Below are 20,098 nucleotides of genomic sequence, written 5' to 3'. Positions count from 1 at the left end.
GCCACGAGGCTACCCCATGATCCGCGAAGAATTCCTGCGTTTGGCCGCTGCCGGCTACAACCGTATCCCGATGGCCTGTGAAACCCTGGCCGACTTCGACACGCCGCTGTCGATCTACCTGAAACTGGCCGATCAGCCCAACTCCTACCTGCTGGAATCCGTACAGGGCGGGGAGAAGTGGGGGCGTTACTCGATCATCGGCCTGCCGTGCCGCACGGTGTTGCGGGTTCATGATCACCGCATCAGCGTGACCCATGACGGCGTCGAGATCGAAAGCCTTGAAGCCGAAGATCCACTGGCCTTCGTCGAAGAATTCAAGGCTCGTTACAACGTCCCGACCATCCCAGGCCTGCCGCGCTTCAATGGCGGTCTGGTGGGTTACTTCGGTTATGACTGCGTGCGTTATGTGGAGAAACGTCTGGGCAAATGCCCGAACCCTGATCCGCTGGGCGTGCCGGACATTCTGCTGATGGTGTCCGACGCTGTAGTGGTGTTCGACAACCTCGCCGGCAAGATGCACGCAATCGTTCTGGCCGACCCGGCGCAGGCCGATGCCTTCGAGCAAGGCCAGGCGCGCCTGGAAGCCCTGCTGGAGCAACTGCGCCAGCCGATCACCCCGCGCCGTGGCCTGGATTTCAGCAAGCAACAATCTGCTGACCCGGTGTTCCGTTCGAGCTTCACCCAGGACGATTACGAAAAAGCCGTCGACACCATCAAGGAATACATCCTGGCCGGTGACTGCATGCAGGTCGTGCCGTCCCAGCGTATGTCGATCGACTTCAAGGCAGCGCCCATCGATCTGTACCGGGCGCTGCGCTGCTTCAACCCGACGCCTTACATGTACTTCTTCAACTTCGGCGACTTCCATGTCGTCGGCAGTTCGCCGGAAGTGCTGGTGCGGGTCGAAGACAACTTGATCACCGTGCGCCCGATTGCCGGCACCCGCCCACGCGGGGCCAACGAAGAGGCGGACCTGGCGCTGGAAAAAGACCTGCTGTCGGACGACAAGGAAATCGCCGAGCACTTGATGCTCATCGATCTGGGGCGTAACGACACGGGCCGGGTGTCGGAAATCGGTTCGGTGAAGCTCACCGAGAAAATGGTCATCGAGCGGTATTCCAACGTGATGCACATCGTGTCCAACGTCACCGGGCAATTGAAGGCCGGGCTGACGGCGATGGACGCACTGCGGGCGATTCTGCCGGCGGGTACCTTGTCTGGTGCACCGAAGATTCGCGCGATGGAGATCATCGACGAACTGGAGCCGGTCAAGCGTGGTGTCTACGGCGGGGCGGTTGGTTACTTCGCCTGGAACGGCAACATGGACACTGCGATTGCGATCCGCACGGCGGTGATCAAGGACGGCGAACTGCACGTGCAGGCCGGCGGCGGCATCGTCGCTGACTCGGTGCCGGCGCTGGAATGGGAAGAAACCCTGAACAAGCGCCGCGCGATGTTCCGCGCCGTAGCATTGGCCGAGCAAACCCCCGACAGTTGAGCTCCCACAGGGGCTTCTTCAGCAAAAAAACGCGGCGCCTGTGAGGGCGCCGCGTTTTTTATGCCTGCAATTTCATGCCGCCAAAAGATCGCAGGCTGCGCCAGCTCCTACAGGGAATCGGACTAAACCCGTAGGAGCTGGCGAAGGCTGCGATCTTTTGATCTTTCGTTTTAGAAGTCCAGGCTGACCCCCAAGTTAACGCCCTGCTGGGTAAAGTCATCATCCCGGCGAATGTCGTAGCTGGCGCGCAGTGCCAGTTCCTTGGTGAGGTTGTGGCTCACGCCCAGGTTCAGGCGGTTCAGGTTGGTCTGCGGGGTGTAGCCGGCCAGGGTGTAGCGATTGCCCGGCAGGCTGTTGAGGTTCATGGTCACGTCCTGGGTGTCGTCGTTGTACTCACGTTCGTGGGCGAATTCACCGAATACCTGGGTCTGCGGGGTGATCTGGTACTTGCCCTGGATACCGAGGCCAAGTCGCCGGGAGATGCGCGACTGGTCATCAAAGGTCAGCGCCGTGGCATCAGCCCCGTTTTCCGAGTAACCATCGACTTCCACCTTGGCGAAGTCGGCGCTCACGAACGGCGACAAGTGCCATGGGCTGCTCGCCTCTGGCGCGATGTCGTAACCCACACGACCGCTGAGGGCGACCAGGTAACCGTCGGTATCGCCTTTCTCCCCGCGCTCATTAACGCCTAGCTGGAATTTACGTTTCAGGCTGTTGTAGTCCAGATGCCCGGCGGTCACTGCGGCGTCACCCCACCAGCGGTTCTGCTGGTACTGGGCGAATGCGGTGCCCATGTACGTGTTGAGCTTGTAGTCCGAATCGTTACTGCCTGCTTCAAGCTTCTGGTTGTAGAAACCCGCCGCCAAACCTACGCGCCAGGCGTCGTTGAGCCGGTAGCTGCCACCGATGTTCAGGTTGGCGCCATTGCCGTCAGCACTGGCGCCGCTGCGCTGGCTGTCGAAATCCTGGTGTTGGCCGCCGGCGGCGACAATCGCTCGCCACTGGCCGACGCCTTGCCAGTTCTCCCAATCCGCCAGCCACTGGTTGCGCAACTCATCCTGATGGGAGCGCAATGTGCCTTGGGCCATTTCCGGCAACAGGCTGGCTTCCCATGGCGCGGATAGAAGGGAGTAGGCGTAATCGGCAATCAGGCGCTGCCCGGCTTCGGTCGGGTGGACCGAATCGTTGTAGATCAGCTTGGTCGGGTCCGGGGTCGCACTGTTGATCCCGTAACGGGCGTTGGCGGTGCAACCGTCGCCGCTAAAGCAAGTGGCGCTCAGGTTCTGGTCGGTGGCCAGGCCGAACTGGCCCGGGTTGGCGAACGTCTCTTTGAGCAGAACCGGGATGTTCAGCGGGATGATGTTGGCGTTGATGCCCTGCAACTGGCTCACCAGTTCGGTGTTGAACTGGTTGCTGAGCTGGGTCGTGAACGCTTGCAGGGGCGAGCCGTTGAAGGCCGGGGTAAAGCCGATGTCCGGCAGCAGCCAGACCATGATGTAGCGGGCACCCGCCGTTTGCAGGGTTTGTACGCTGCTGGCCAGACGATCGGCGGCGGCGCTGGCTTGCGGCAGGCTGGTCACACGACCCTGAAGAAAGTCGTTGCCACCGCCCGAGAGGTAATACAGCGCATTCGGGTCGGCGCGGAAGTTGTTCGACGGCAGATACCCGGCGCGGGTGCGCTCGCCAGTGGCGGATGTGCCGGTGATCGAGTCAAGGATCTGGTCGGTGCGATAGCCGCCGACCGCCCAGTTGTTGCCGTCGGGCAGGCCTTCGCTGGCGCGTACCGCCGAGGACGAGGACGCGGTCTGGTCGGCTGAGTAACCCAGTTTTGCGCCCAGAATCTGCGTGGCGTTCAGCGAGCGGTTTTCGCCGCTGCCGTCCGTGTAAAGCGGGCCGACGCGGTTGGTGTAACGCTGGGTGGCCCCGGCAGGCCCGCCGGTGTCGGCAAACGTACCGGCATCGTTGAGGCTGTCGCCGAAAACGACGAAGTTCGTGTAAGGATTGGGCGCCGCATTCGCCTGGGCGCAGGCCATGGCGAGCAGGCAACTGGCGAGTGGTACAAACAACGTCTGTTTGATCATGAGCAAGTCCGTTTATTTATTGTTGTAGTGAACGAAACGACAGTACCAAAAACTCCCGGCCTTTTGCCATCTGTCGCGAACCCCTGGTTTGTTTCGCAAGCCGTGACCTCGGCCATATTGCACGCTCTGCCCAGCTAAGTTACTGTGCCGAGACGTATAAATGAGACCTTCTCCGTGTTGATCATCAGCAAACTCCTGGATCAAGTCATCAAGGCACACGCCCGCTGGCGTTGGCGCGCCTGAATTCTTTTGCCGGCTCCGCCGGACCTGTACCGCTTTGCCTTCTTTACCCGTTTCAAATACTGCTTTGCAGGCGCTACTCCGGCACCTGACAAAACGCAGCGCACTGCGGGTAAATCATTTGAAGGCCGTCTTAAAAGTCAGTGAATTCAAGAGGTTCCACGCCATGTTGCTGATGATCGACAACTACGACTCCTTTACTTACAACGTTGTGCAGTACCTCGGTGAGCTCGGCTCCCAGGTCAAAGTCGTGCGCAACGATGAACTCACCATTGCCGAAATCGAAGCCCTCAACCCTGAGCGCATCGTCGTGTCCCCCGGTCCTTGCACCCCGACTGAGGCGGGCATCTCCATCGCCGCGATCAAACACTTCGCCGGCAAGTTGCCGATCCTCGGCGTCTGCCTCGGTCACCAATCCATCGGCCAGGCCTTTGGCGGTGATGTAGTGCGCGCCCGTCAGGTCATGCACGGTAAGACTAGTCCGGTATTCCACGAGGACAAGGGCGTTTTCGAAGGCCTGAATCGGCCATTGACGGTGACCCGCTACCATTCGCTGATCGTCAAGCGCGAAACCCTGCCGGACTGCCTGGAGCTGACCGCGTGGACCCAGCTCGAAGACGGTTCGGTTGATGAAATCATGGGCCTGCGCCACAAGACGCTGAACATCGAAGGGGTGCAGTTTCACCCTGAATCGATCCTCACCGAGCAGGGCCACGAGCTGTTCGCTAACTTCCTCAAACAAACCGGCGGCACGCGCTAAGGACTTTTCATGAATATCAAGACAGCCCTGGGCCGTATCGTCGATCACCTCGACCTCAGCACCGATGAAATGCGTGATGTGATGCGCGAAATCATGACCGGGCAATGCACGGATGCGCAGATCGGCGCGTTCATGATGGCCATGCGCATGAAGAGCGAAAGCATCGACGAAATCGTCGGCGCGGTGTCGGTCATGCGTGAACTGGCGGACAAGGTCGAACTCAAGACCCTCGACGGCGTCGTCGATGTGGTGGGCACCGGCGGTGACGGTGCGAATATTTTCAACGTCTCGACCGCCTCATCCTTCGTGGTCGCGGCGGCCGGTTGCACGGTGGCCAAGCACGGTAACCGTGCAGTCTCGGGCAAAAGCGGCAGCGCCGACTTGCTGGAGGCGGCCGGGATCTACCTGAACCTGACGCCGGTCCAGGTGGCACGCTGCATCGATAACGTCGGCATCGGTTTCATGTTCGCCCAGACTCACCACAGCGCCATGAAGTACGCCGCCGGCCCGCGCAAGGACCTTGGCCTGCGTACCCTGTTCAACATGCTCGGCCCGCTTACGAATCCGGCTGGCGTGAAACATCAGGTGGTGGGCGTGTTCAACCCGGCCCTGTGCCGGCCATTGGCTGAAGTCTTGCAACGTCTGGGCAGTAAACATGTCTTGGTGGTGCATTCGAAGGATGGCCTGGATGAGTTCAGCCTGGCGGCGCCGACTTTCGTGGCAGAACTGAAGAACGATCAGATCACCGAATATTGGGTCGAGCCGGAAGACTTGGGCATGAAGAGCCAGAGCCTGCACGGCCTGGCCGTCGACAGCCCGGCCGCTTCGCTTGAGCTGATTCGCGATGCCTTGGGCAAGCGCAAGACCGAGAACGGCCAGAAAGCCGCCGAGATGATCGTGCTCAATGCCGGTGCCGCGCTGTATGCCGCCGACCATGCAACCAGTTTGAAAGAGGGCGTTGCCCTGGCGCACGACGCGCTGCACACCGGCCTCGCTCGGGAAAAACTCGAGGAGCTGGGTGCGTTTACCGCGGTATTTCGAGTGGAGAATGAGGGATGAGTGTACCGACGGTTCTGGAAAACATTCTGGCCCGCAAAGTCCAGGAAGTTGCCGAGCGTAGCGCCCGTGTGAGCCTGGCCGAGCTGGAAAGCCTGGCCAAGGCAGCCGATGCACCCCGTGGTTTTGCCAAGGCATTGATCGCTCAGGCCAAGCTCAAGCAACCGGCGGTGATTGCTGAAATCAAAAAAGCCTCGCCGAGCAAAGGCGTGATCTGCGCGAACTTCGTGCCTGCCGACATTGCCAAAAGCTACGAGAAGGGCGGCGCCACCTGCCTCTCGGTGTTGACCGATATCGATTACTTCCAGGGCGCCGACGCCTACCTGCAACAGGCCCGCGCCGCGTGCAAGCTGCCGGTGATCCGCAAGGACTTCATGATCGATCCGTACCAGATCGTCGAAGCCCGTGCCCTGGGCGCTGACTGCGTGCTGTTGATCGTCTCCGCACTGGACGACGTGAAAATGGCCGAGCTGGCCGCCGTGGCCAAAAGCGTTGGCCTCGATGTGCTGGTGGAAGTCCACGATGGCGACGAGTTGGAGCGGGCCTTGAAAACCCTCGACACGCCGCTGGTAGGCGTGAACAACCGTAACCTGCACACCTTTGAAGTCAGCCTGGAAAACACCCTCGACCTGTTGCCGCGCATCCCCCGTGATCGCCTGGTGATTACCGAAAGCGGGATTTTCAACCGGGCCGACGTCGAGCTGATGGAAATCAGCGACGTGTACGCCTTCCTGGTCGGCGAAGCGTTCATGCGCGCGGAAAGCCCGGGTACTGAGTTGCAGCGTCTGTTCTTCCCGGAGCGTGGCTCGGCGGTGAGTGGTTCTACACTCGACTGAGTACAGTTAGACCGAGTCGCTGCCTTCGCGAGCAAGCCCACTCCCACATTTGACCTGTGTACACAGAGCTAATGTGGGAGCGGGCTTGCTCGCGAAGACGGTAGAAGACTCACCACAGACTTAAGGTCCTACGGAACTCCTTATGACTCTGATTACCTCTCTAACAACCGAAGCCGGCTTACTCTCCGAACAGGATCTGCTGGCCGAAGTCTGCACCGGCTCTTCAGAATTCGGCCTGCTGTTCTGGCAGCCGAGTGACCGCGCGCTGGTCATGCCGCGTCGTTTGAATCGCTTGCCGGGATTCGAAGCCGCGTGTGAAGTCTCAGCCGCTGCGGGTTGGCCTGTGCTGCTGCGCGAAACCGGCGGCGAACCGGTCCCGCAGTCGTCCTCGACAATCAACATCGCACTGGTCTACGCAGCACCCCGCAGCGAAGGTGATCAGAACCGTATCGAAACCGCCTATCGCCGCCTCTGCGATCCGATTTGTCAGCTACTTGATGAGTTGGGCGGTGTCTCGTCGCTGGGCGAAGTCGAAGGCGCTTTCTGTGATGGCCGCTTCAACGTCAACCTTGATGGTCGCAAAATGGTCGGCACCGCCCAGCGCTGGCGGCAGAGCAAGGGCGGTACGCGTCCGGTCGGGTTGGTGCACGGGGCGTTGCTGCTGGATAACGAGCGGGAGTCGATGGTCGCGGCGGTTAACCGCTTCAATGAGGCGTGCGGTCTGGATCAGCGAGTTCGGGCCGAAAGCCACATCGCGCTGCATGAAAAGTTTGCCGCCCCCGATGCGCTGGCACGCCTCGACGCGCTGTACCGCCAGTTGCTGGGCGAGATGTTCGAGGCTTAACGCGTGCCGAAGACCACCATGGTCTTGCCTTTGACATCCACCAGGTTGCGTTCTTCAAGGTCCTTGAGCACGCGACCGACCATCTCCCGGGAACACCCGACAATCCTCCCGATTTCCTGACGGGTCACCTTGATTTGCATGCCGTCCGGGTGGGTCATGGCGTCCGGCTGCTTGCACAATTCCAGCAGGCACCGCGCGACGCGACCGGTCACATCGAAGAACGCCAGATCGCCGACCTTGCGCGTGGTGTTGCGCAGGCGTTGTGCGATTTGTCCGCTGAGTACGTAAAGAATATCTGGATCTTGCTGGGACAATTCGCGGAATTTCGCGTAGCTGATTTCCGCGACTTCGCATTCGACCTTGGCGCGTACCCAGGCGCTGCGCTCCTGCTCCAGGCCGGCCTGTTCAAACAGCCCAAGTTCACCGAAAAAGTCCCCGGCGTTCAGGTAGGAAATGATCATCTCGCGGCCGTCATCGTCCTCGATCAGGATGGTGACCGAGCCCTTGATGATGAAGAACAGCGTGTCCGAGCGGTCGCCGGCACAGATGATGTTGCTCTTGGCCGCATAACGACGGCGCTGGCAGTGCATCAACAGCTTGTCGAGGTTCTTGATTTTGGGTGTTGGGGTAATAGCAACCATGGTTGTATCCCGAAAAGACTGCACGGTGTGGTTGGTTTTTTTATGAGTTGCTGATGACAGGCGTTACAGGGCTGGCTATGCGCCAGCGAATTGGCGCCAGCTTAACAGACACATTCCTTCAAGATTTGAGAATTTGCCTACAGCATAGGTACATGCGGCGTAGGAAGGTGAGGGACTGTCATGACGGGCCCCTGTGCTAAGCTGGCGACCCTTTTTTAGACAGTGGAGTCTTGGCGATGAAGGCACGCATCCAATGGGCTGGCGAAGCCATGTTCCTCGGTGAATCCGGCAGCGGTCACGTGGTGGTCATGGACGGTCCTCCCGAGGCCGGCGGTCGTAACCTGGGTGTCCGCCCGATGGAAATGCTCCTGCTGGGTGTCGGTGGTTGCAGCAATTTCGACGTGGTCAGCATCCTCAAGAAGTCCCGCCAGGCGGTCGAGAGCTGCGAAGCCTTCCTGGAAGCCGAACGTGCAACGGAAGATCCAAAGGTCTTCACCAAGATCCATATGCACTTCGTGGTCAAGGGCCGTGGCTTGAAAGAAGCCCAGGTCAAACGCGCCATCGAACTGTCCGCCGAGAAGTATTGCTCGGCCTCGATCATGCTCGGCGCGGCTGGCGTAGCCATTACCCACGACTACGAAATCATCGAACTCGGCTGATTCGACATTCAACTATCATAAAAGCTGTGCAGACTCTGGCGATCCATAGCTGACGTCTGCATAATGCGCCACTTTTTTCAGGGTCGTGGCCCGTCACCCGACAGGCTCCGCACCCGAACAGACAACCAAAATCGCCATCGCGAAGAGGTGTTAACCGTCCTACGCAGCTGCGTTGTTCGCATCTGACGGGCATGCTTGATCACGCGGCCCGGGCCGCAATACATAGAGAGTTTTTAACGGTGAAAAGCAAACTCAAGCTCCACGGGTTCAATAACCTGACAAAGACCTTGAGCTTCAACATCTATGACATCTGCTACGCGGAAACCCCGCAAGACCAGCAGGCTTACGTCGAGTACATCAATGAAGAGTACAACGCGAAGCGCCTGACGCAGATCCTCACAGAAGTTGTCGATATCATTGGTGCCAACATCCTGAACATCGCCAGTCAGGACTACGACCCACAGGGCGCCAGCGTCACGATTCTGATCTCTGAAGAGCCGGTAACCCCGACCGACAGCCAGATCGAAGAGTCCCCGGGCCCGTTGCCCGAGATCATCCTGGCCCACCTCGACAAGAGCCACATCACGGTGCACACCTACCCGGAAATCCATCCGGTGGACGGTATTGCCACGTTCCGTGTGGACATTGACGTGTCGACCTGTGGTGTCATTTCACCGCTTAAAGCGCTCAATTTCCTGATTCACCAGTTCGATTCGGACATCGTGACCGTGGATTACCGCGTGCGCGGGTTCACCCGTGACGTTGAAGGCAAAAAGCACTTCATCGACCACGAGATCAACTCGATCCAGAACTACCTCTCCGAAGACACCCGCGACAGTTACCAGATGACTGACGTGAACGTGTACCAGGAAAACCTGTTCCACACCAAAATGCTGCTGAAGAACTTCGAACTGGATAACTACCTGTTCGGCGATGCCACCAACAGCCTGTCCTCCGAGCAACGCGCTCAGGTGACAGAACGCGTGAAACACGAAATGCTGGAAATCTTCTACGCGCGCAACATGCCGAGCTAAGATTTTCGAGCACAAAAAAGGCGACTTCCTCACGGCAGTCGCCTTTTTTATGTCTGTCGCAGAACCCTTGTAGGAGCAAAGCTTGCTCGCGATAGCGTCCTCAAGATCGCCATCGCGGGCAAGCCTTGCTCCTACGATCAGATCCGGTAAGTACTCTTGGTCATCACCTTGGCCAACAGACTCATCCCGAACTTCACCGGCGCCGGGAAACGGAAACCACCTGCGTCCAGTGCACTTTCCGCATGATGTTCTTCATCAATGCGCATCTGCTCGAGAATCGCCCGGGACTTTTCGTCCTCGGCCGGCAGTTGCTCAAGGTGTTCGTTCAGGTGCTTGCAGACCTGGTGCTCGGTAGCCGCAACGAAACCCAGGCTGACCTTGTCGCTGATCAACCCGGCGACAGCACCGATCCCGAAGGACATGCCATAGAACAGCGGATTGAGAATGCTGGTGTGACTGCCCAACTGCTGGATGCGCTGTTCGCACCACACCAAGTGATCGATTTCTTCTTCAGCGGCATGTTCCATGGCGGCGCGCACGTGCGGCAGCTTGGCGGTCAAGGCCTGGCCCTGATACAGCGCCTGGGCGCAGACTTCGCCGGTATGGTTGATGCGCATCAGGCCGGCGACGTGCCGGGTGTCTTCATCGCTCATTTGCGCTTCCGGCTGCACGATGGCGGGTGACGGACGGTACGGTTGGCCGCTGAAGGGCAACAAGGTACGCATCGCGGCATCGGCCTGGAGCAGAAGACGGTCAATCGGCGAGTAGTGACGTTGGGTAGTCATGCTGACCTCCGGGAGGAATCTCGGCGGCCAGTTTAACTGAATCGGCCGGGGAAGGTTTGCGCTGGGTCATTGCCCTTGACCGATGCAACCTGACGTGGGGCAAAAATCATCTGTAGGAGCAAGGCTTGCCCGCGATGGCGATCTTGCGGACGCCATCGCGGGCAAGCCTCGCTCCTACAAAGGCAAAAAATCAGCCCGGCGGCCAGTTCATCTGGCGTTGACCCAGCACGTGCATATGGATGTGGTAGACAGTTTGCCCACCTTCTTCATTGCAGTTCATGACTACTCGGAACCCTTTTTCGCAACCCAGCTCCAGCGCCAGGCGTTGGGCGGTGAACAGAATATGCCCGGCCAGTGCCTTGTCATCTTCGGTCAGGTCATTGAGGGTGCGCACCGGTTTTTTCGGGATGACCAGAAAATGCACCGGGGCCTGTGGGGCGATGTCGTGGAAGGCCAGTACCTGGTCGTCCTCGTAGATGATCTTGGCCGGAATTTCCCGGTTGATGATCTTGGTGAACAGAGTATCCACAGCTGTTTTCTCCGTTGTTTTGGCTGGCCTGAGTCAGACCCGAGCCCAGCCTTCTACTGTTAAGGGTTTCAGCGCGGGCAGTAGGCCTTGTTGACCATGCCTGCGATTGTCCGGGTCAGCCAGCGCGAGCCGAGTCGCGGCAGGAAGGCAAACCAGCGATTCAGTCGGCCGGGAATAATGATGGCGCGGTTTTTTGCCAGGGCCCGCACGGTGTACAGCGCGACTTCCTCGGAGCTCATGAGCAATTTGCTCTCGGCCAGTTTGCCGGTGTTCAGTTGTGCGGTCTGGAAGAACGCCGTGCGGGTCGGCCCGGGGCAGAGCACCGAGACCTTGACCGCGCATTTCTTCAGTTCGACGCGCAAGCCTTCGGAAAAGTGCAGCACATAAGCCTTGCTCGCGTAATACGTACTCATCCACGGGCCGGGATGGAACGCCGCCACCGAGGCCACATTCAAAATCTGCCCGCCGCCCTGCAAGGCCATGCTGTTGCCGATGGCGTGGCACAGGCGGGTGAGGGCCAGGATGTTCACCTCGATCAGGTCCTGCTCGGTCATCCAGTCCTGGGCCAGGAAAGGGCCGCACGTGCCGATGCCGGCGCAGTTCACCAGCAAATCGATCTGGCGGTCGCCTTCTTCCAATTCCAGCAGGAATCCGGAGAGCCTTAACGGCTCGCCCAGGTCACAGGCGCGGAATAGCACTTCCACGCCGAAACGTTGGGTCAGTTCAATCGCAATTGTTTCCAGCTGATCACGCTGTCGGGCCACCAGAATCAGGCTGCGGCCACGGCGGGCCAGCGCTTCGGCCATCGCCAGGCCGATGCCGCTGGAAGCGCCAGTGATCAGAGCGTAACGGGTCATGCAGTTCTCCATCGCAACAGCTCCGCGCCGGCGACGCAGGTGTCACGGGCGGGGAGCGCTGTTCATTCTTTCGCAGAGTCTACAGGGGCCGGGGCTTCTTCGGCTTCATCGTCTGCGGAATTGGGTACTTGCTCTGCTTCTGCAGCCGGCTCGGCTTCAACTTCGTCAGTGGTGACCGAGCCGCTGTCGTAGCTGGTTTCGGCGGCGCTTTCATACTCTTGCTGGATGGCGGTAATGCCACCGGCCAATGCGCCGACGAAGATGATCGCGATAAACGCTACCCACAGCGAAGCCAGCACTTTGACCGCCGTGCTGTTCGGCGGAGGTGGCGCGCCGTAGCGGTTGGCGGTCTCGTTACCCGGCACCACCATGATCACGAACGGGAAGAAACTGCCCACGAACGGCACCAGGTTCAACAGCCACAACCAACCGGACCAGCCAATATCGTGCAGACGCTGGACGCTGGACGCTGAACTGGATACTGACGAACCCGAGCGCCACGAGAAGAATAAACGCCAGCAGGCCGCCGAGAATCAGGCCTGAGGTCGAGTCCGCGCTGATCAGTGCGAGGCCGAGAATGGCAAACACCGAGCCCACGGCCAGCGTCACCAGGGTCAGGGCCATGGTCCAGGCCAAAAACCGCAGGCGTCCGATCCGCCCTTCGAAGCTGAACGGCTTGAGGGTGGCGAATTCCGGCAGGGCTTCACCGACGGTGGCCCGCGGCGGTGCATAAGGCGATTCAGGGTCTGCCGATACCGGTGGGTAGCTGGCGGGCACGTGGTCGTGCACGTCGGCGAGGTTCAGCTCTATCGAGGGTTCGGCCTCGATGCGTGCATCAATGCCGGTTTTCGTCAGGGCTTGCAGATAAGTCTGCGCGTCGAGTTGCGACAGGTCGCGTTTGAGTGCCACCGGTCGGCCACTGAATAGCCGTTCAATGGCCGCGACATCGCTTTTGAACAGTTCGGCGAGATTGAGTTTGGCGGTGGTGACATCAACACCTGGCAGCAGAGCGCCGTCGAACACAATCTTGAAACGGTTTTCGCTCATAGCCGAGGCATCCTTGTCGCGCAGGTTTGGAAAAGAGAGTGTTGCGGCCCGGCAGTGTAAAGCCAGCCGATAGCGGCTGGCCAAGTTTTACAGTCAGCGCGGCCAGCGTTTAGGCAGTTGGGCTACCAACTCCAGCGCCTTGCGGTATTCCGCGTCGAGCCGTGTGACCAATTCATCGACGCTTGGCAAATCATCGATTTCACCAACGCCCTGACCGGCAGACCACACGGTTTTCCAGGCTTTGGCTTCGTCACTTATAGGCTTGAGCTTGGCGCCGAAGTTCACTTCACCTTTGCCTTGCAGCGCTGCCGTGTCGAAACCGGCCGCTTCCAGGCTTTGGCGCATGAAGCTCGCCGGCACGCCCGACACCGCTGGAGTATGAACGATGTCCGCCGCTCTGGAAGTCAGCAACATCTGCTTGTAGGCGTCAGGCGCATGACTTTCGGTGGTGCCGATAAATCGCGTACCGAAGTAGGCCAAATCCGCGCCGAGCAATTGCGCCGCGAGAATCTCATGGCCGTGGTTCAGGCAACCGGCCAGCAGCAGGGTCTTGTCGAAGAATTGGCGGATTTCGGCAATCAACGAAAACGGACTCCAGGTCCCGGCGTGCCCCCCGGCACCGGCGGCCACGGCGATCAAACCATCGACACCGGCCTCGGCGGCTTTCTCAGCGTGACGACGGGTCGTCACGTCGTGAAACACCAGACCGCCATAGCTGTGCACCGCGTCCACCAGCTCTTTCACGGCGCCGAGGCTGGTGATCACGATCGGCACTTTGTGCTCGATGCAGATCTCCAGGTCCGCTTGCAGTCGTGGGTTGCTGTTGTGGACGATCAGGTTCACCGCGTAGGGCGCCGGACTCTCCAGTGTCGCCAATCCCGCCTCGATCTCTTCCAGCCAGGCCTTGAAGCCGCTGCTCTCGCGCTGGTTCAACGCAGGAAAGCTGCCCACTACGCCATTACGGCAGCAGGCCAGCACCAATTGAGGATTGGAAATCAGGAACATCGGCGCTGCCACTACAGGCAGACGCAAACGTTGTTCGAGCAGAGCGGGCAGCGACATTGGAAGTACCCCGATAAATGGTGACTTATTGGATTAGAACGGCCGAACGACGACCAGAATTACGATAGCCAGCAATATCAGAACCGGCACTTCATTGAACCAGCGATAAAAGACATGGCTGCGGGTGTTTTCGCCACGGGCAAAGCGTTTTACCTGCGCGCCGCACATGTGGTGGTAGCCGATCAGGATGACCACCAAAGTCAGTTTGGCGTGAATCCACGCGCCTTGGCTGAAGATGCTGGGATTAAGGGCGATCAGCGCGATGCCGAAGGCCAGGGTGGCGATCATCGCCGGGCCCATGATGCCGCGATACAACTTGCGCTCCATGACGCTGAAGCGCTCCTTGCTGACGCTGTCTTCGCTTTGCGCGTGGTAGACGAACAGGCGCGGCAGGTAAAACAGGCCGGCAAACCAGCACACCATGCTGACGATATGAAACGCTTTGAGCCACAGATAGAGCATTTTTAGTTATTCCCAGGTTCACGGTAGCCCGGATAGTAGAGTTTGAGGCCCCGCACGTCACCTTGCCGGTTGTCGCAGGACGATACGGGCCCTATTATCGACGGCTTTCCAGTGGGTTCGTTGAGGGCAGGTTTATGGTCAAGGTCGGTATCGTCGGCGGCACGGGTTACACCGGTGTCGAATTGCTGCGTCTGTTGGCACAGCATCCGCAAGCTGAAGTGGTCGTGATCACTTCCCGATCCGAGGCCGGTCTGGCCGTGGCTGATATGTACCCGAACCTGCGAGGCCATTACGACGGCTTGGCGTTCAGCGTTCCAGATATCAAGACCCTGGGCGCCTGCGACGTGGTGTTCTTCGCCACGCCGCACGGTGTTGCCCATGCCCTGGCCGGTGAACTGCTGGCGGCCGGGACCAAGGTCATCGACCTGTCGGCGGACTTCCGTCTGCAAGACGCTGATGAATGGGCCAAATGGTACGGTCAGCCACACGGCGCGCCGCAGTTGCTGGAAGAAGCGGTCTACGGCTTGCCGGAAGTCAATCGCGAGCAAATCAAGCAAGCGCGCCTGATCGCCGTGCCGGGTTGCTACCCGACCGCTACGCAACTGGGCTTCCTGCCCTTGCTTGAGGCCGGTCTGGCGGATACCTCGCGCCTGATAGCCGACTGCAAATCCGGTGTCAGCGGTGCCGGTCGTGGTGCTGCTGTCGGTTCGCTGTACTCCGAGACATCGGAAAGCATGAAGGCCTACGCGGTCAAAGGTCACCGTCATTTGCCGGAAATTCGCCAAGGGCTGCGTCGCGCCTCGGGCAAGGACGTTGGCCTGACCTTCGTTCCGCACCTGACGCCGATGATTCGCGGGATTCATTCGACGCTTTACGCCACCGTCGTGGATCGCTCGGTGGATCTGCAGGCGCTGTTTGAAAAGCGTTATGCCAACGAACCGTTCGTCGATGTGATGCCGGCCGGTAGCCATCCGGAAACCCGCAGCGTGCGTGGTGCCAACGTTTGCCGAATCGCGGTGCATCGTCCGCAGGATGGTGATCTGGTGGTGGTGTTGTCCGTGATCGACAACCTGGTCAAGGGCGCGTCGGGGCAAGCGGTGCAGAACCTGAACATCGTGTTTGGTCTGGATGAGCGCTTGGGCCTGTCCCATGCGGGGATGCTGCCGTAAGGCAATATCGCGCTTGGCAAAAAGGCCCGTCTGACGGGCCTTTTTGTATTTCGGACTGGCAATCGGGCTTATTGATATACCGTAACAATAGTTGACCGATTTTGTAGGAGAAGCGGATAATGCCCGCCATCACGCATTATGGCGGCGTAACGCCGGGAGATAGTTAGCATGAGCGTCGAATCCTTCACCCCCACGGCTTTGCAATTCACCCACGGTGCTGCGCACAAGGTGAAGAGCCTGGTCGATGAAGAGGGGAATGATCGTTTGAAGCTGCGCGTATTCGTTACGGGCGGTGGTTGTTCAGGTTTCCAGTACGGCTTCACCTTCGATGAAGAAGTGGCCGATGACGACACCATTGTCGAGCGCGAAGGCGTGAGCCTGGTGGTTGATCCGATGAGCTTCCAGTACCTGGCCGGTGCCGAGGTGGATTACCAGGAAGGTCTGGAAGGTTCGCGCTTCGTGATCAAGAATCCGAACGCCAGCACCACCTGTGGTTGCGGTTCTTCGTTCTCGATCTGATTGCGTATCACCGTATTACAAAACGCCGCAGGGCTTCACAGTCCTGCGGCGTTTTGCTGTCCGGGATTCAGGCGGGGTAGTTCAGGCGGGATAGATGGCGCCGAGTATGCGCAAGCCGCGTGCGCCAGTGACGCTTGGGCGGTTGGCCGCGATGCCTTCAAGGCAGCAATGGGCCAGCCAGGCGAAAGCCATTGCTTCGACCCAGTCCGGGTCGACACCGTAAGCCGCAGTGCTGCTGACATTTGCGCTCGGTAGCAGGGCCGCCAGACGCGCCATTAATGCAGCGTTATGCGCGCCGCCGCCGCAGACCAGCAATTCCCGGGTATCTGACTGGGCGCTTTGCAGCGATTCAACGATGGTCAGGGCGGTCAGTTCAAGCAAGGTTGCCTGGACATCTTCTGCAGCGAAGGCGGGCAAGTGCGACAGGTGTTGCACCAGCCACGGCAGGTTGAATACTTCGCGACCGGTGCTTTTGGGGCCTTTGGTCACGAAGAATGGATCGCTGAGCAACTCGTTCAACAAGGTTTTTTCAACCTTGCCGCTGGCCGCCCACTGGCCGTCGCGATCAAAGTGGTCGCCGCGTTGCTGGTGAATCCAGGCGTCCAGCAGCACATTTCCCGGGCCGCAGTCGAAACCGGCGACAGGTTTGCCGGGTTCGATCAGGCTGAGGTTGCTGAAGCCGCCGACATTCAATACCGCGCGGTTGCCGGGTTGCGCTTCAAACAATGCTTCGTGGAAGGCCGGAACCAGTGGTGCACCCTGGCCGCCGGCCGCGACGTCGCGGCTGCGAAAGTCACTGACTACAGTGATGCCAGTGAGCTCGGTCAGCAGCGCCGGGTTGCCGATTTGCACCGTAAACCCGCGTGCCGGTTCGTGGCGAATGGTCTGGCCGTGGCTGCCAATCGCACGAATGTCCTGGGGTTTGAGCTGCTGCTGGTCGAGGAGGGTGTGAATGCCCTGGGCCGCCAGTGTTACCCAGTGCTGCTGGGCGATGGCGGAGCGGGCAATCTCGTCTGGACCGCTGGCGCACAAGCCAAGCAGCTCGGCGCGCAGGGATTCAGGCATGGGGATGTAGTGCGTGGCGATCAGCTTGATCGCCGGTGTCAGTTCGACCAGCGCAATGTCCAGGCCATCGAGGCTGGTCCCGGACATCACACCTATATAGAACGTCATGGCTTAGCGTTTGCTCGAGGCCAGCATGGTGGCCTTCTCTTGGTCCATCCGTGCCATCAGCGGCTGGCTTTGCGCCAGGAAGCGTGAGCGCTCGGCTTTGGCGATCGGATCAGCCATTGGCAGCTTCTGGCCCAGTGGATCAACGTGTACGCCATTGACCTGGAACTCATAGTGCAAGTGCGGACCGGTGGACAGGCCCGTGGTGCCGATGTAGCCGATCACCTGGCCTTGCTTGACGTTGCCACCAGTCTGTACGCCTTTGGCGAAACCTTGCATGTGGCCGTACAGCGTCCGGTAGGTATTGCCGTGCTGGATGATGATCGTGTTGCCGTAGCCGCCGCGACGACCGGCCAACAGCACTTTGCCGTCACCGGTTGCCTTGATCGGTGTGCCGCGTGGTGCTGCGTAGTCGACGCCTTTGTGGGCGCGGATTTTGTTCAGGATCGGGTGTTTGCGGCCCATGGAGAATTTCGAGCTGATGCGGGCGAAGTCTACCGGGGTGCGGATGAACGCCTTGCGCATGCTGTTGCCGTCAGCCGTGTAATAGCTGCTGTTGCCTTGTTTGTTGGTGTAGCGCACGGCGGTGTAGGTCTTGCCGCGGTTGGTGAAGCGTGCGGAAAGGATCGGACCATTGCCGACTGCTTTGCCGTTGACGACTTTCTGTTCGTAGATCACGTCGAATTCGTCGCCCTGGCGAATGTCCTGGGCGAAGTCGACGTCATAGCCAAACACGCTGGCCATGTCCATGGTCAGGCTGTGGGACAGGCCGGCGCGAGCGGCGGATTGCGACAGCGAACTGTTGATCACACCATGAACGTAGGCGGAGCGCACGGTCGGTTTGGCTGTAACGCGGTTGAATACATAACCCTTGTCATTCTTGGTCAGGGTGATGCTTTCGAGGTCGCTGAGCTTGCTGTGCAAGTTGGTCAGTTGGCCGTCAGGGCCCAGCTCGAATTCGAGCTTCTGGCCATGTTTTAACTGGCTGAACTGCTTGGCCTGCTTGTCGCTGGCCAGGATGTCATGTACCGAAGCGGCCGGCAGACCCACCTTAGCGAACAGGGTCGAGAGGGTATCGCCTTTACCAACGATCACTTCTTTGTGGTTTGGGGCGGGGGCTTTCTTCGGTTCGACTACCGGTGCAGGGGCGGCCTGAGCGGTTTCCTGGGTGTCTTCGGCGCTGTCTTCGATTTGTGCAAATGGGGAGGCTGCCGGCTCATTTGTGGCTTGGACGGCGTCGGCGGCGTCTTGATCTTGTGTCAGTTGTTCAGCAGGGCTTTCCAGTTCAAGGCTCAGGGTCGTCTTTTTGGCTTCAACATCACTGGAAGGGAATACCAGGAGAGCGAGGCTGAGAAGGGCGGCGATGCCACTTGCAGCAAGCAGGTGGGTCTTCGGGTAAAGCGGCGGCGCTTTAGACGGTTCTGTGGTCATAGGTAGTTTTGACTTTGAAAAAAGGATGAATTGGAAAAGATGACTGACATGATGAAGATGAAATAACTGTATAAAATATAACCAAATCATCTCTGAAGCAAGCCTGCGGACGCTCTGTCCGTGGATTGGCGTCCGCGCGCCGGGCAAAACTTGTATTTGGTGCGCGATCTTGTATGGTTGGTTCCCTTTGAATCTGAGCCTTGCGGGTCTGTTATGAAGTCGGTTGAAGAGCAGCTAGCGCTGATTAAACGTGGTGCGGAAGAACTGTTGGTCGAGTCCGAGCTGATCGAAAAGCTCAAGCGTGGTCAGCCGCTACGTATTAAGGCAGGCTTCGATCCGACTGCGCCGGATTTGCACCTGGGCCATACCGTGCTTATTAATAAGCTGCGTCAGTTCCAGGAGCTGGGTCATCAGGTCATCTTCCTTATAGGTGACTTCACCGGGATGATCGGTGATCCGAGTGGCAAGAGTGCCACCCGTCCTCCGCTGACCCGCGAGCAGGTTCTCGAGAATGCCGAGACCTACAAGACTCAGGTCTTCAAAATTCTGGACCCGGCTAAAACCGAGGTGGCGTTCAACTCCACCTGGATGGATCAGATGGGGCCGGCCGACTTCATTCGCCTGACTTCGCAATACACCGTGGCTCGCATGCTGGAGCGCGACGACTTCGACAAGCGCTACACCACCAATCAACCCATCGCGATTCATGAGTTCCTTTATCCGCTGGTTCAGGGTTATGACTCGGTTGCCTTGCGTGCGGATGTCGAGTTGGGCGGTACCGATCAGAAGTTCAACCTGCTGATGGGGCGTGAGCTTCAGCGTGGTTATGGTCAGGAGCCTCAGTGCATTTTGACCATGCCGTTGCTCGAAGGTCTGGACGGCGTGAAAAAGATGTCCAAGTCGTTGGGCAACTACGTCGGTATCCAGGAAGCGCCGGGCGTCATGTACAGCAAGCTGGTTTCCATTCCGGACGCGCTGATGTGGCGCTACTTCGAATTGCTCAGCTTCCGCTCCATGGATGAGATCAATGCATTCCGTGCGGATGTCGAGGCGGGTGCCAATCCTCGGGATATCAAGATCAAGCTGGCCGAAGAGATCGTTGCGCGTTTCCATGGCGACGAGGCTGCGGCCAATGCCCATCGTGCGGCGGGTAACCGTATGAAGGAAGGCGAACTGCCGGATGATCTGCCGGAGATCGAATTGACGGCTGCTGAAGATATGCCGATCGCCGCTGTCCTTAATAAGGCAGGCCTGGTGAAGAACTCGGCAGTGGCGCGCGACCTTTTGAGTTCTGGTGGTGTGCGTATCGATGGTGAGGTTGTCGATCGCACCTTTATATACGTACTGGGTGCGACCCATGTTTGCCAGGCTGGGAAGAAGGCATTTGCGCGTATTACGCTCAAATCCGAATAAAGCTG

21 protein-coding genes are annotated in these 20,098 nt (G+C 59.2%); 10 read left to right on the top strand and 11 right to left on the bottom strand.

The window, feature by feature from the left end; translation table 11 throughout:
• Positions 1 to 16 precede the first annotated feature (16 nt).
• Positions 17 to 1,498, top strand: a complete 1,482-nt coding sequence (gene trpE / locus V5E99_RS00105; protein ID WP_499799976.1) for an anthranilate synthase component I — start codon at positions 17 to 19, stop codon at positions 1,496 to 1,498.
• Between the two features lie 170 nt (positions 1,499 to 1,668).
• Here the strand turns inward: trpE and estP are convergent, their stop codons facing one another.
• The gene (gene estP / locus V5E99_RS00100) at positions 1,669 to 3,579 is read right to left on the bottom strand and encodes an esterase EstP (protein WP_499799974.1); all 1,911 of its coding nucleotides are present in this window, start codon (positions 3,577 to 3,579) and stop codon (positions 1,669 to 1,671) included.
• Positions 3,580 to 3,985: 406 nt separating this feature from the next.
• Here estP and V5E99_RS00095 point away from each other — a divergent pair, with 406 nt between their 5' ends.
• The 4 genes from V5E99_RS00095 (at position 3,986) to V5E99_RS00080 (ending at position 7,315) form a co-directional block, all read left to right on the top strand.
• On the top strand, positions 3,986 to 4,579 hold the full coding sequence (locus V5E99_RS00095) for an aminodeoxychorismate/anthranilate synthase component II (RefSeq protein WP_169372825.1): 594 nt from the start codon (positions 3,986 to 3,988) through the stop codon (positions 4,577 to 4,579).
• Between the two features lie 9 nt (positions 4,580 to 4,588).
• Complete coding sequence (trpD, locus tag V5E99_RS00090) at positions 4,589 to 5,638, top strand: anthranilate phosphoribosyltransferase (protein ID WP_497642103.1); 1,050 nt, start codon at positions 4,589 to 4,591, stop codon at positions 5,636 to 5,638.
• Positions 5,635 to 6,471: an indole-3-glycerol phosphate synthase TrpC gene (trpC, locus tag V5E99_RS00085; RefSeq protein WP_499799972.1), complete on the top strand. Its 837-nt coding sequence runs from the start codon at positions 5,635 to 5,637 to the stop codon at positions 6,469 to 6,471. The genes trpD and trpC overlap by 4 nt, the downstream gene beginning before the upstream one ends.
• A gap of 142 nt (positions 6,472 to 6,613) precedes the next feature.
• Positions 6,614 to 7,315, top strand: coding sequence for a lipoate--protein ligase family protein (locus V5E99_RS00080; protein WP_499799970.1), 702 nt, complete (start codon positions 6,614 to 6,616; stop codon positions 7,313 to 7,315).
• Here V5E99_RS00080 and crp read toward each other — a convergent pair.
• Positions 7,312 to 7,956, bottom strand: coding sequence for a cAMP-activated global transcriptional regulator CRP (crp, locus tag V5E99_RS00075; RefSeq protein ID WP_054044118.1), 645 nt, complete (start codon positions 7,954 to 7,956; stop codon positions 7,312 to 7,314). The two genes, V5E99_RS00080 and crp, sit on opposite strands and share 4 nt — an antisense overlap.
• Before the next feature lie 236 nt (positions 7,957 to 8,192).
• On the opposite strand from crp, the gene V5E99_RS00070 reads away from it, so the two are divergent.
• Entirely contained in the window at positions 8,193 to 8,615 is a 423-nt protein-coding gene (locus V5E99_RS00070; protein ID WP_003176451.1) for an OsmC family protein, read from the top strand.
• Positions 8,616 to 8,854: 239 nt separating this feature from the next.
• On the top strand, positions 8,855 to 9,649 hold the full coding sequence (gene speD / locus V5E99_RS00065; RefSeq protein WP_499799969.1) for an adenosylmethionine decarboxylase: 795 nt from the start codon (positions 8,855 to 8,857) through the stop codon (positions 9,647 to 9,649).
• Positions 9,650 to 9,786: 137 nt separating this feature from the next.
• On the opposite strand, the gene coq7 is transcribed toward speD, so the two are convergent.
• The 7 genes from coq7 to hemJ all read right to left on the bottom strand — a co-directional run bounded on the left by coq7 (position 9,787) and on the right by hemJ (position 14,391).
• The gene (coq7, locus tag V5E99_RS00060) at positions 9,787 to 10,434 is read right to left on the bottom strand and encodes a 2-polyprenyl-3-methyl-6-methoxy-1,4-benzoquinone monooxygenase (protein WP_499799967.1); all 648 of its coding nucleotides are present in this window, start codon (positions 10,432 to 10,434) and stop codon (positions 9,787 to 9,789) included.
• 190 nt (positions 10,435 to 10,624) lie between these two features.
• Entirely contained in the window at positions 10,625 to 10,963 is a 339-nt protein-coding gene (locus V5E99_RS00055; RefSeq protein ID WP_060541606.1) for a histidine triad nucleotide-binding protein, read from the bottom strand.
• Positions 10,964 to 11,031: 68 nt separating this feature from the next.
• Positions 11,032 to 11,820 carry an SDR family NAD(P)-dependent oxidoreductase gene (locus tag V5E99_RS00050; RefSeq protein ID WP_499799965.1) on the bottom strand — a complete coding sequence of 263 codons (789 nt, stop codon included), beginning with the start codon at positions 11,818 to 11,820 and terminating at the stop codon, positions 11,032 to 11,034.
• A 62-nt stretch (positions 11,821 to 11,882) separates the two neighbouring features.
• Positions 11,883 to 12,245 carry a hypothetical protein gene (locus V5E99_RS00045; RefSeq protein WP_499799964.1) on the bottom strand — a complete coding sequence of 121 codons (363 nt, stop codon included), beginning with the start codon at positions 12,243 to 12,245 and terminating at the stop codon, positions 11,883 to 11,885.
• Positions 12,175 to 12,867 (bottom strand): DUF805 domain-containing protein, encoded by a 693-nt coding sequence (locus V5E99_RS00040; protein WP_499799962.1) that lies wholly within the window; start codon positions 12,865 to 12,867, stop codon positions 12,175 to 12,177. Before V5E99_RS00040 ends, V5E99_RS00045 begins: the two co-directional genes overlap by 71 nt.
• 93 nt (positions 12,868 to 12,960) lie before the next feature.
• Entirely contained in the window at positions 12,961 to 13,929 is a 969-nt protein-coding gene (locus V5E99_RS00035) for an NAD(P)H-dependent flavin oxidoreductase (RefSeq protein ID WP_499799961.1), read from the bottom strand.
• A 33-nt stretch (positions 13,930 to 13,962) separates the two neighbouring features.
• Positions 13,963 to 14,391 carry a protoporphyrinogen oxidase HemJ gene (gene hemJ, locus V5E99_RS00030; protein WP_499799960.1) on the bottom strand — a complete coding sequence of 143 codons (429 nt, stop codon included), beginning with the start codon at positions 14,389 to 14,391 and terminating at the stop codon, positions 13,963 to 13,965.
• A gap of 134 nt (positions 14,392 to 14,525) precedes the next feature.
• Between hemJ and argC the strand changes: the two genes are divergently transcribed.
• Both argC and erpA read left to right on the top strand, forming a co-directional pair.
• Positions 14,526 to 15,560 (top strand): N-acetyl-gamma-glutamyl-phosphate reductase, encoded by a 1,035-nt coding sequence (gene argC, locus V5E99_RS00025; protein ID WP_499799959.1) that lies wholly within the window; start codon positions 14,526 to 14,528, stop codon positions 15,558 to 15,560.
• A gap of 168 nt (positions 15,561 to 15,728) precedes the next feature.
• A complete protein-coding gene (gene erpA / locus V5E99_RS00020; protein ID WP_007947969.1) occupies positions 15,729 to 16,079 on the top strand; it encodes an iron-sulfur cluster insertion protein ErpA in 351 nt (116 codons plus the stop codon).
• Positions 16,080 to 16,160: 81 nt separating this feature from the next.
• On the opposite strand, the gene V5E99_RS00015 is transcribed toward erpA, so the two are convergent.
• Entirely contained in the window at positions 16,161 to 17,252 is a 1,092-nt protein-coding gene (locus V5E99_RS00015) for an anhydro-N-acetylmuramic acid kinase (protein ID WP_499799957.1), read from the bottom strand.
• A 3-nt stretch (positions 17,253 to 17,255) separates the two neighbouring features.
• On the bottom strand, positions 17,256 to 18,680 hold the full coding sequence (locus V5E99_RS00010) for a peptidoglycan DD-metalloendopeptidase family protein (protein ID WP_499799955.1): 1,425 nt from the start codon (positions 18,678 to 18,680) through the stop codon (positions 17,256 to 17,258).
• 213 nt (positions 18,681 to 18,893) lie between these two features.
• Between V5E99_RS00010 and tyrS the strand changes: the two genes are divergently transcribed.
• Positions 18,894 to 20,093, top strand: a complete 1,200-nt coding sequence (tyrS, locus tag V5E99_RS00005; RefSeq protein WP_499800529.1) for a tyrosine--tRNA ligase — start codon at positions 18,894 to 18,896, stop codon at positions 20,091 to 20,093.
• The last annotated feature ends 5 nt before the right edge of the window (positions 20,094 to 20,098 follow it).

Origin of the sequence: Janthinobacterium sp. LPB2021202312-11-4 (assembly GCF_037049705.1) — a bacterium.
Taxonomy (GTDB): Bacteria; Pseudomonadota; Gammaproteobacteria; order Pseudomonadales; family Pseudomonadaceae; genus Aquipseudomonas.
This window is presented reverse-complemented; position numbering and strand designations above follow the sequence as displayed.

Bases quoted from the DNA above. Each gene is read 5' to 3' on its own strand.
- estP (WP_499799974.1), bottom strand. From the start codon at position 3,579: ATGATCAAACAGACGTTGTTTGTACCACTCGCCAGTTGCCTGCTCGCC.
- V5E99_RS00015 (WP_499799957.1), bottom strand. From the start codon at position 17,252: ATGACGTTCTATATAGGTGTGATGTCCGGGACCAGCCTCGATGGCCTG.
- trpD (WP_497642103.1), top strand. From the start codon at position 4,589: ATGAATATCAAGACAGCCCTGGGCCGTATCGTCGATCACCTCGACCTC.
- argC (WP_499799959.1), top strand. From the start codon at position 14,526: ATGGTCAAGGTCGGTATCGTCGGCGGCACGGGTTACACCGGTGTCGAA.
- trpE (WP_499799976.1), top strand. From the start codon at position 17: ATGATCCGCGAAGAATTCCTGCGTTTGGCCGCTGCCGGCTACAACCGT.
- crp (WP_054044118.1), bottom strand. From the start codon at position 7,956: ATGGTTGCTATTACCCCAACACCCAAAATCAAGAACCTCGACAAGCTG.
- coq7 (WP_499799967.1), bottom strand. From the start codon at position 10,434: ATGACTACCCAACGTCACTACTCGCCGATTGACCGTCTTCTGCTCCAG.
- V5E99_RS00070 (WP_003176451.1), top strand. From the start codon at position 8,193: ATGAAGGCACGCATCCAATGGGCTGGCGAAGCCATGTTCCTCGGTGAA.
- V5E99_RS00035 (WP_499799961.1), bottom strand. From the start codon at position 13,929: ATGTCGCTGCCCGCTCTGCTCGAACAACGTTTGCGTCTGCCTGTAGTG.
- hemJ (WP_499799960.1), bottom strand. From the start codon at position 14,391: ATGCTCTATCTGTGGCTCAAAGCGTTTCATATCGTCAGCATGGTGTGC.
- V5E99_RS00095 (WP_169372825.1), top strand. From the start codon at position 3,986: ATGTTGCTGATGATCGACAACTACGACTCCTTTACTTACAACGTTGTG.
- erpA (WP_007947969.1), top strand. From the start codon at position 15,729: ATGAGCGTCGAATCCTTCACCCCCACGGCTTTGCAATTCACCCACGGT.
- trpC (WP_499799972.1), top strand. From the start codon at position 5,635: ATGAGTGTACCGACGGTTCTGGAAAACATTCTGGCCCGCAAAGTCCAG.
- V5E99_RS00080 (WP_499799970.1), top strand. From the start codon at position 6,614: ATGACTCTGATTACCTCTCTAACAACCGAAGCCGGCTTACTCTCCGAA.
- V5E99_RS00040 (WP_499799962.1), bottom strand. From the start codon at position 12,867: ATGAGCGAAAACCGTTTCAAGATTGTGTTCGACGGCGCTCTGCTGCCA.
- tyrS (WP_499800529.1), top strand. From the start codon at position 18,894: ATGAAGTCGGTTGAAGAGCAGCTAGCGCTGATTAAACGTGGTGCGGAA.
- V5E99_RS00050 (WP_499799965.1), bottom strand. From the start codon at position 11,820: ATGACCCGTTACGCTCTGATCACTGGCGCTTCCAGCGGCATCGGCCTG.
- V5E99_RS00010 (WP_499799955.1), bottom strand. From the start codon at position 18,680: ATGACCACAGAACCGTCTAAAGCGCCGCCGCTTTACCCGAAGACCCAC.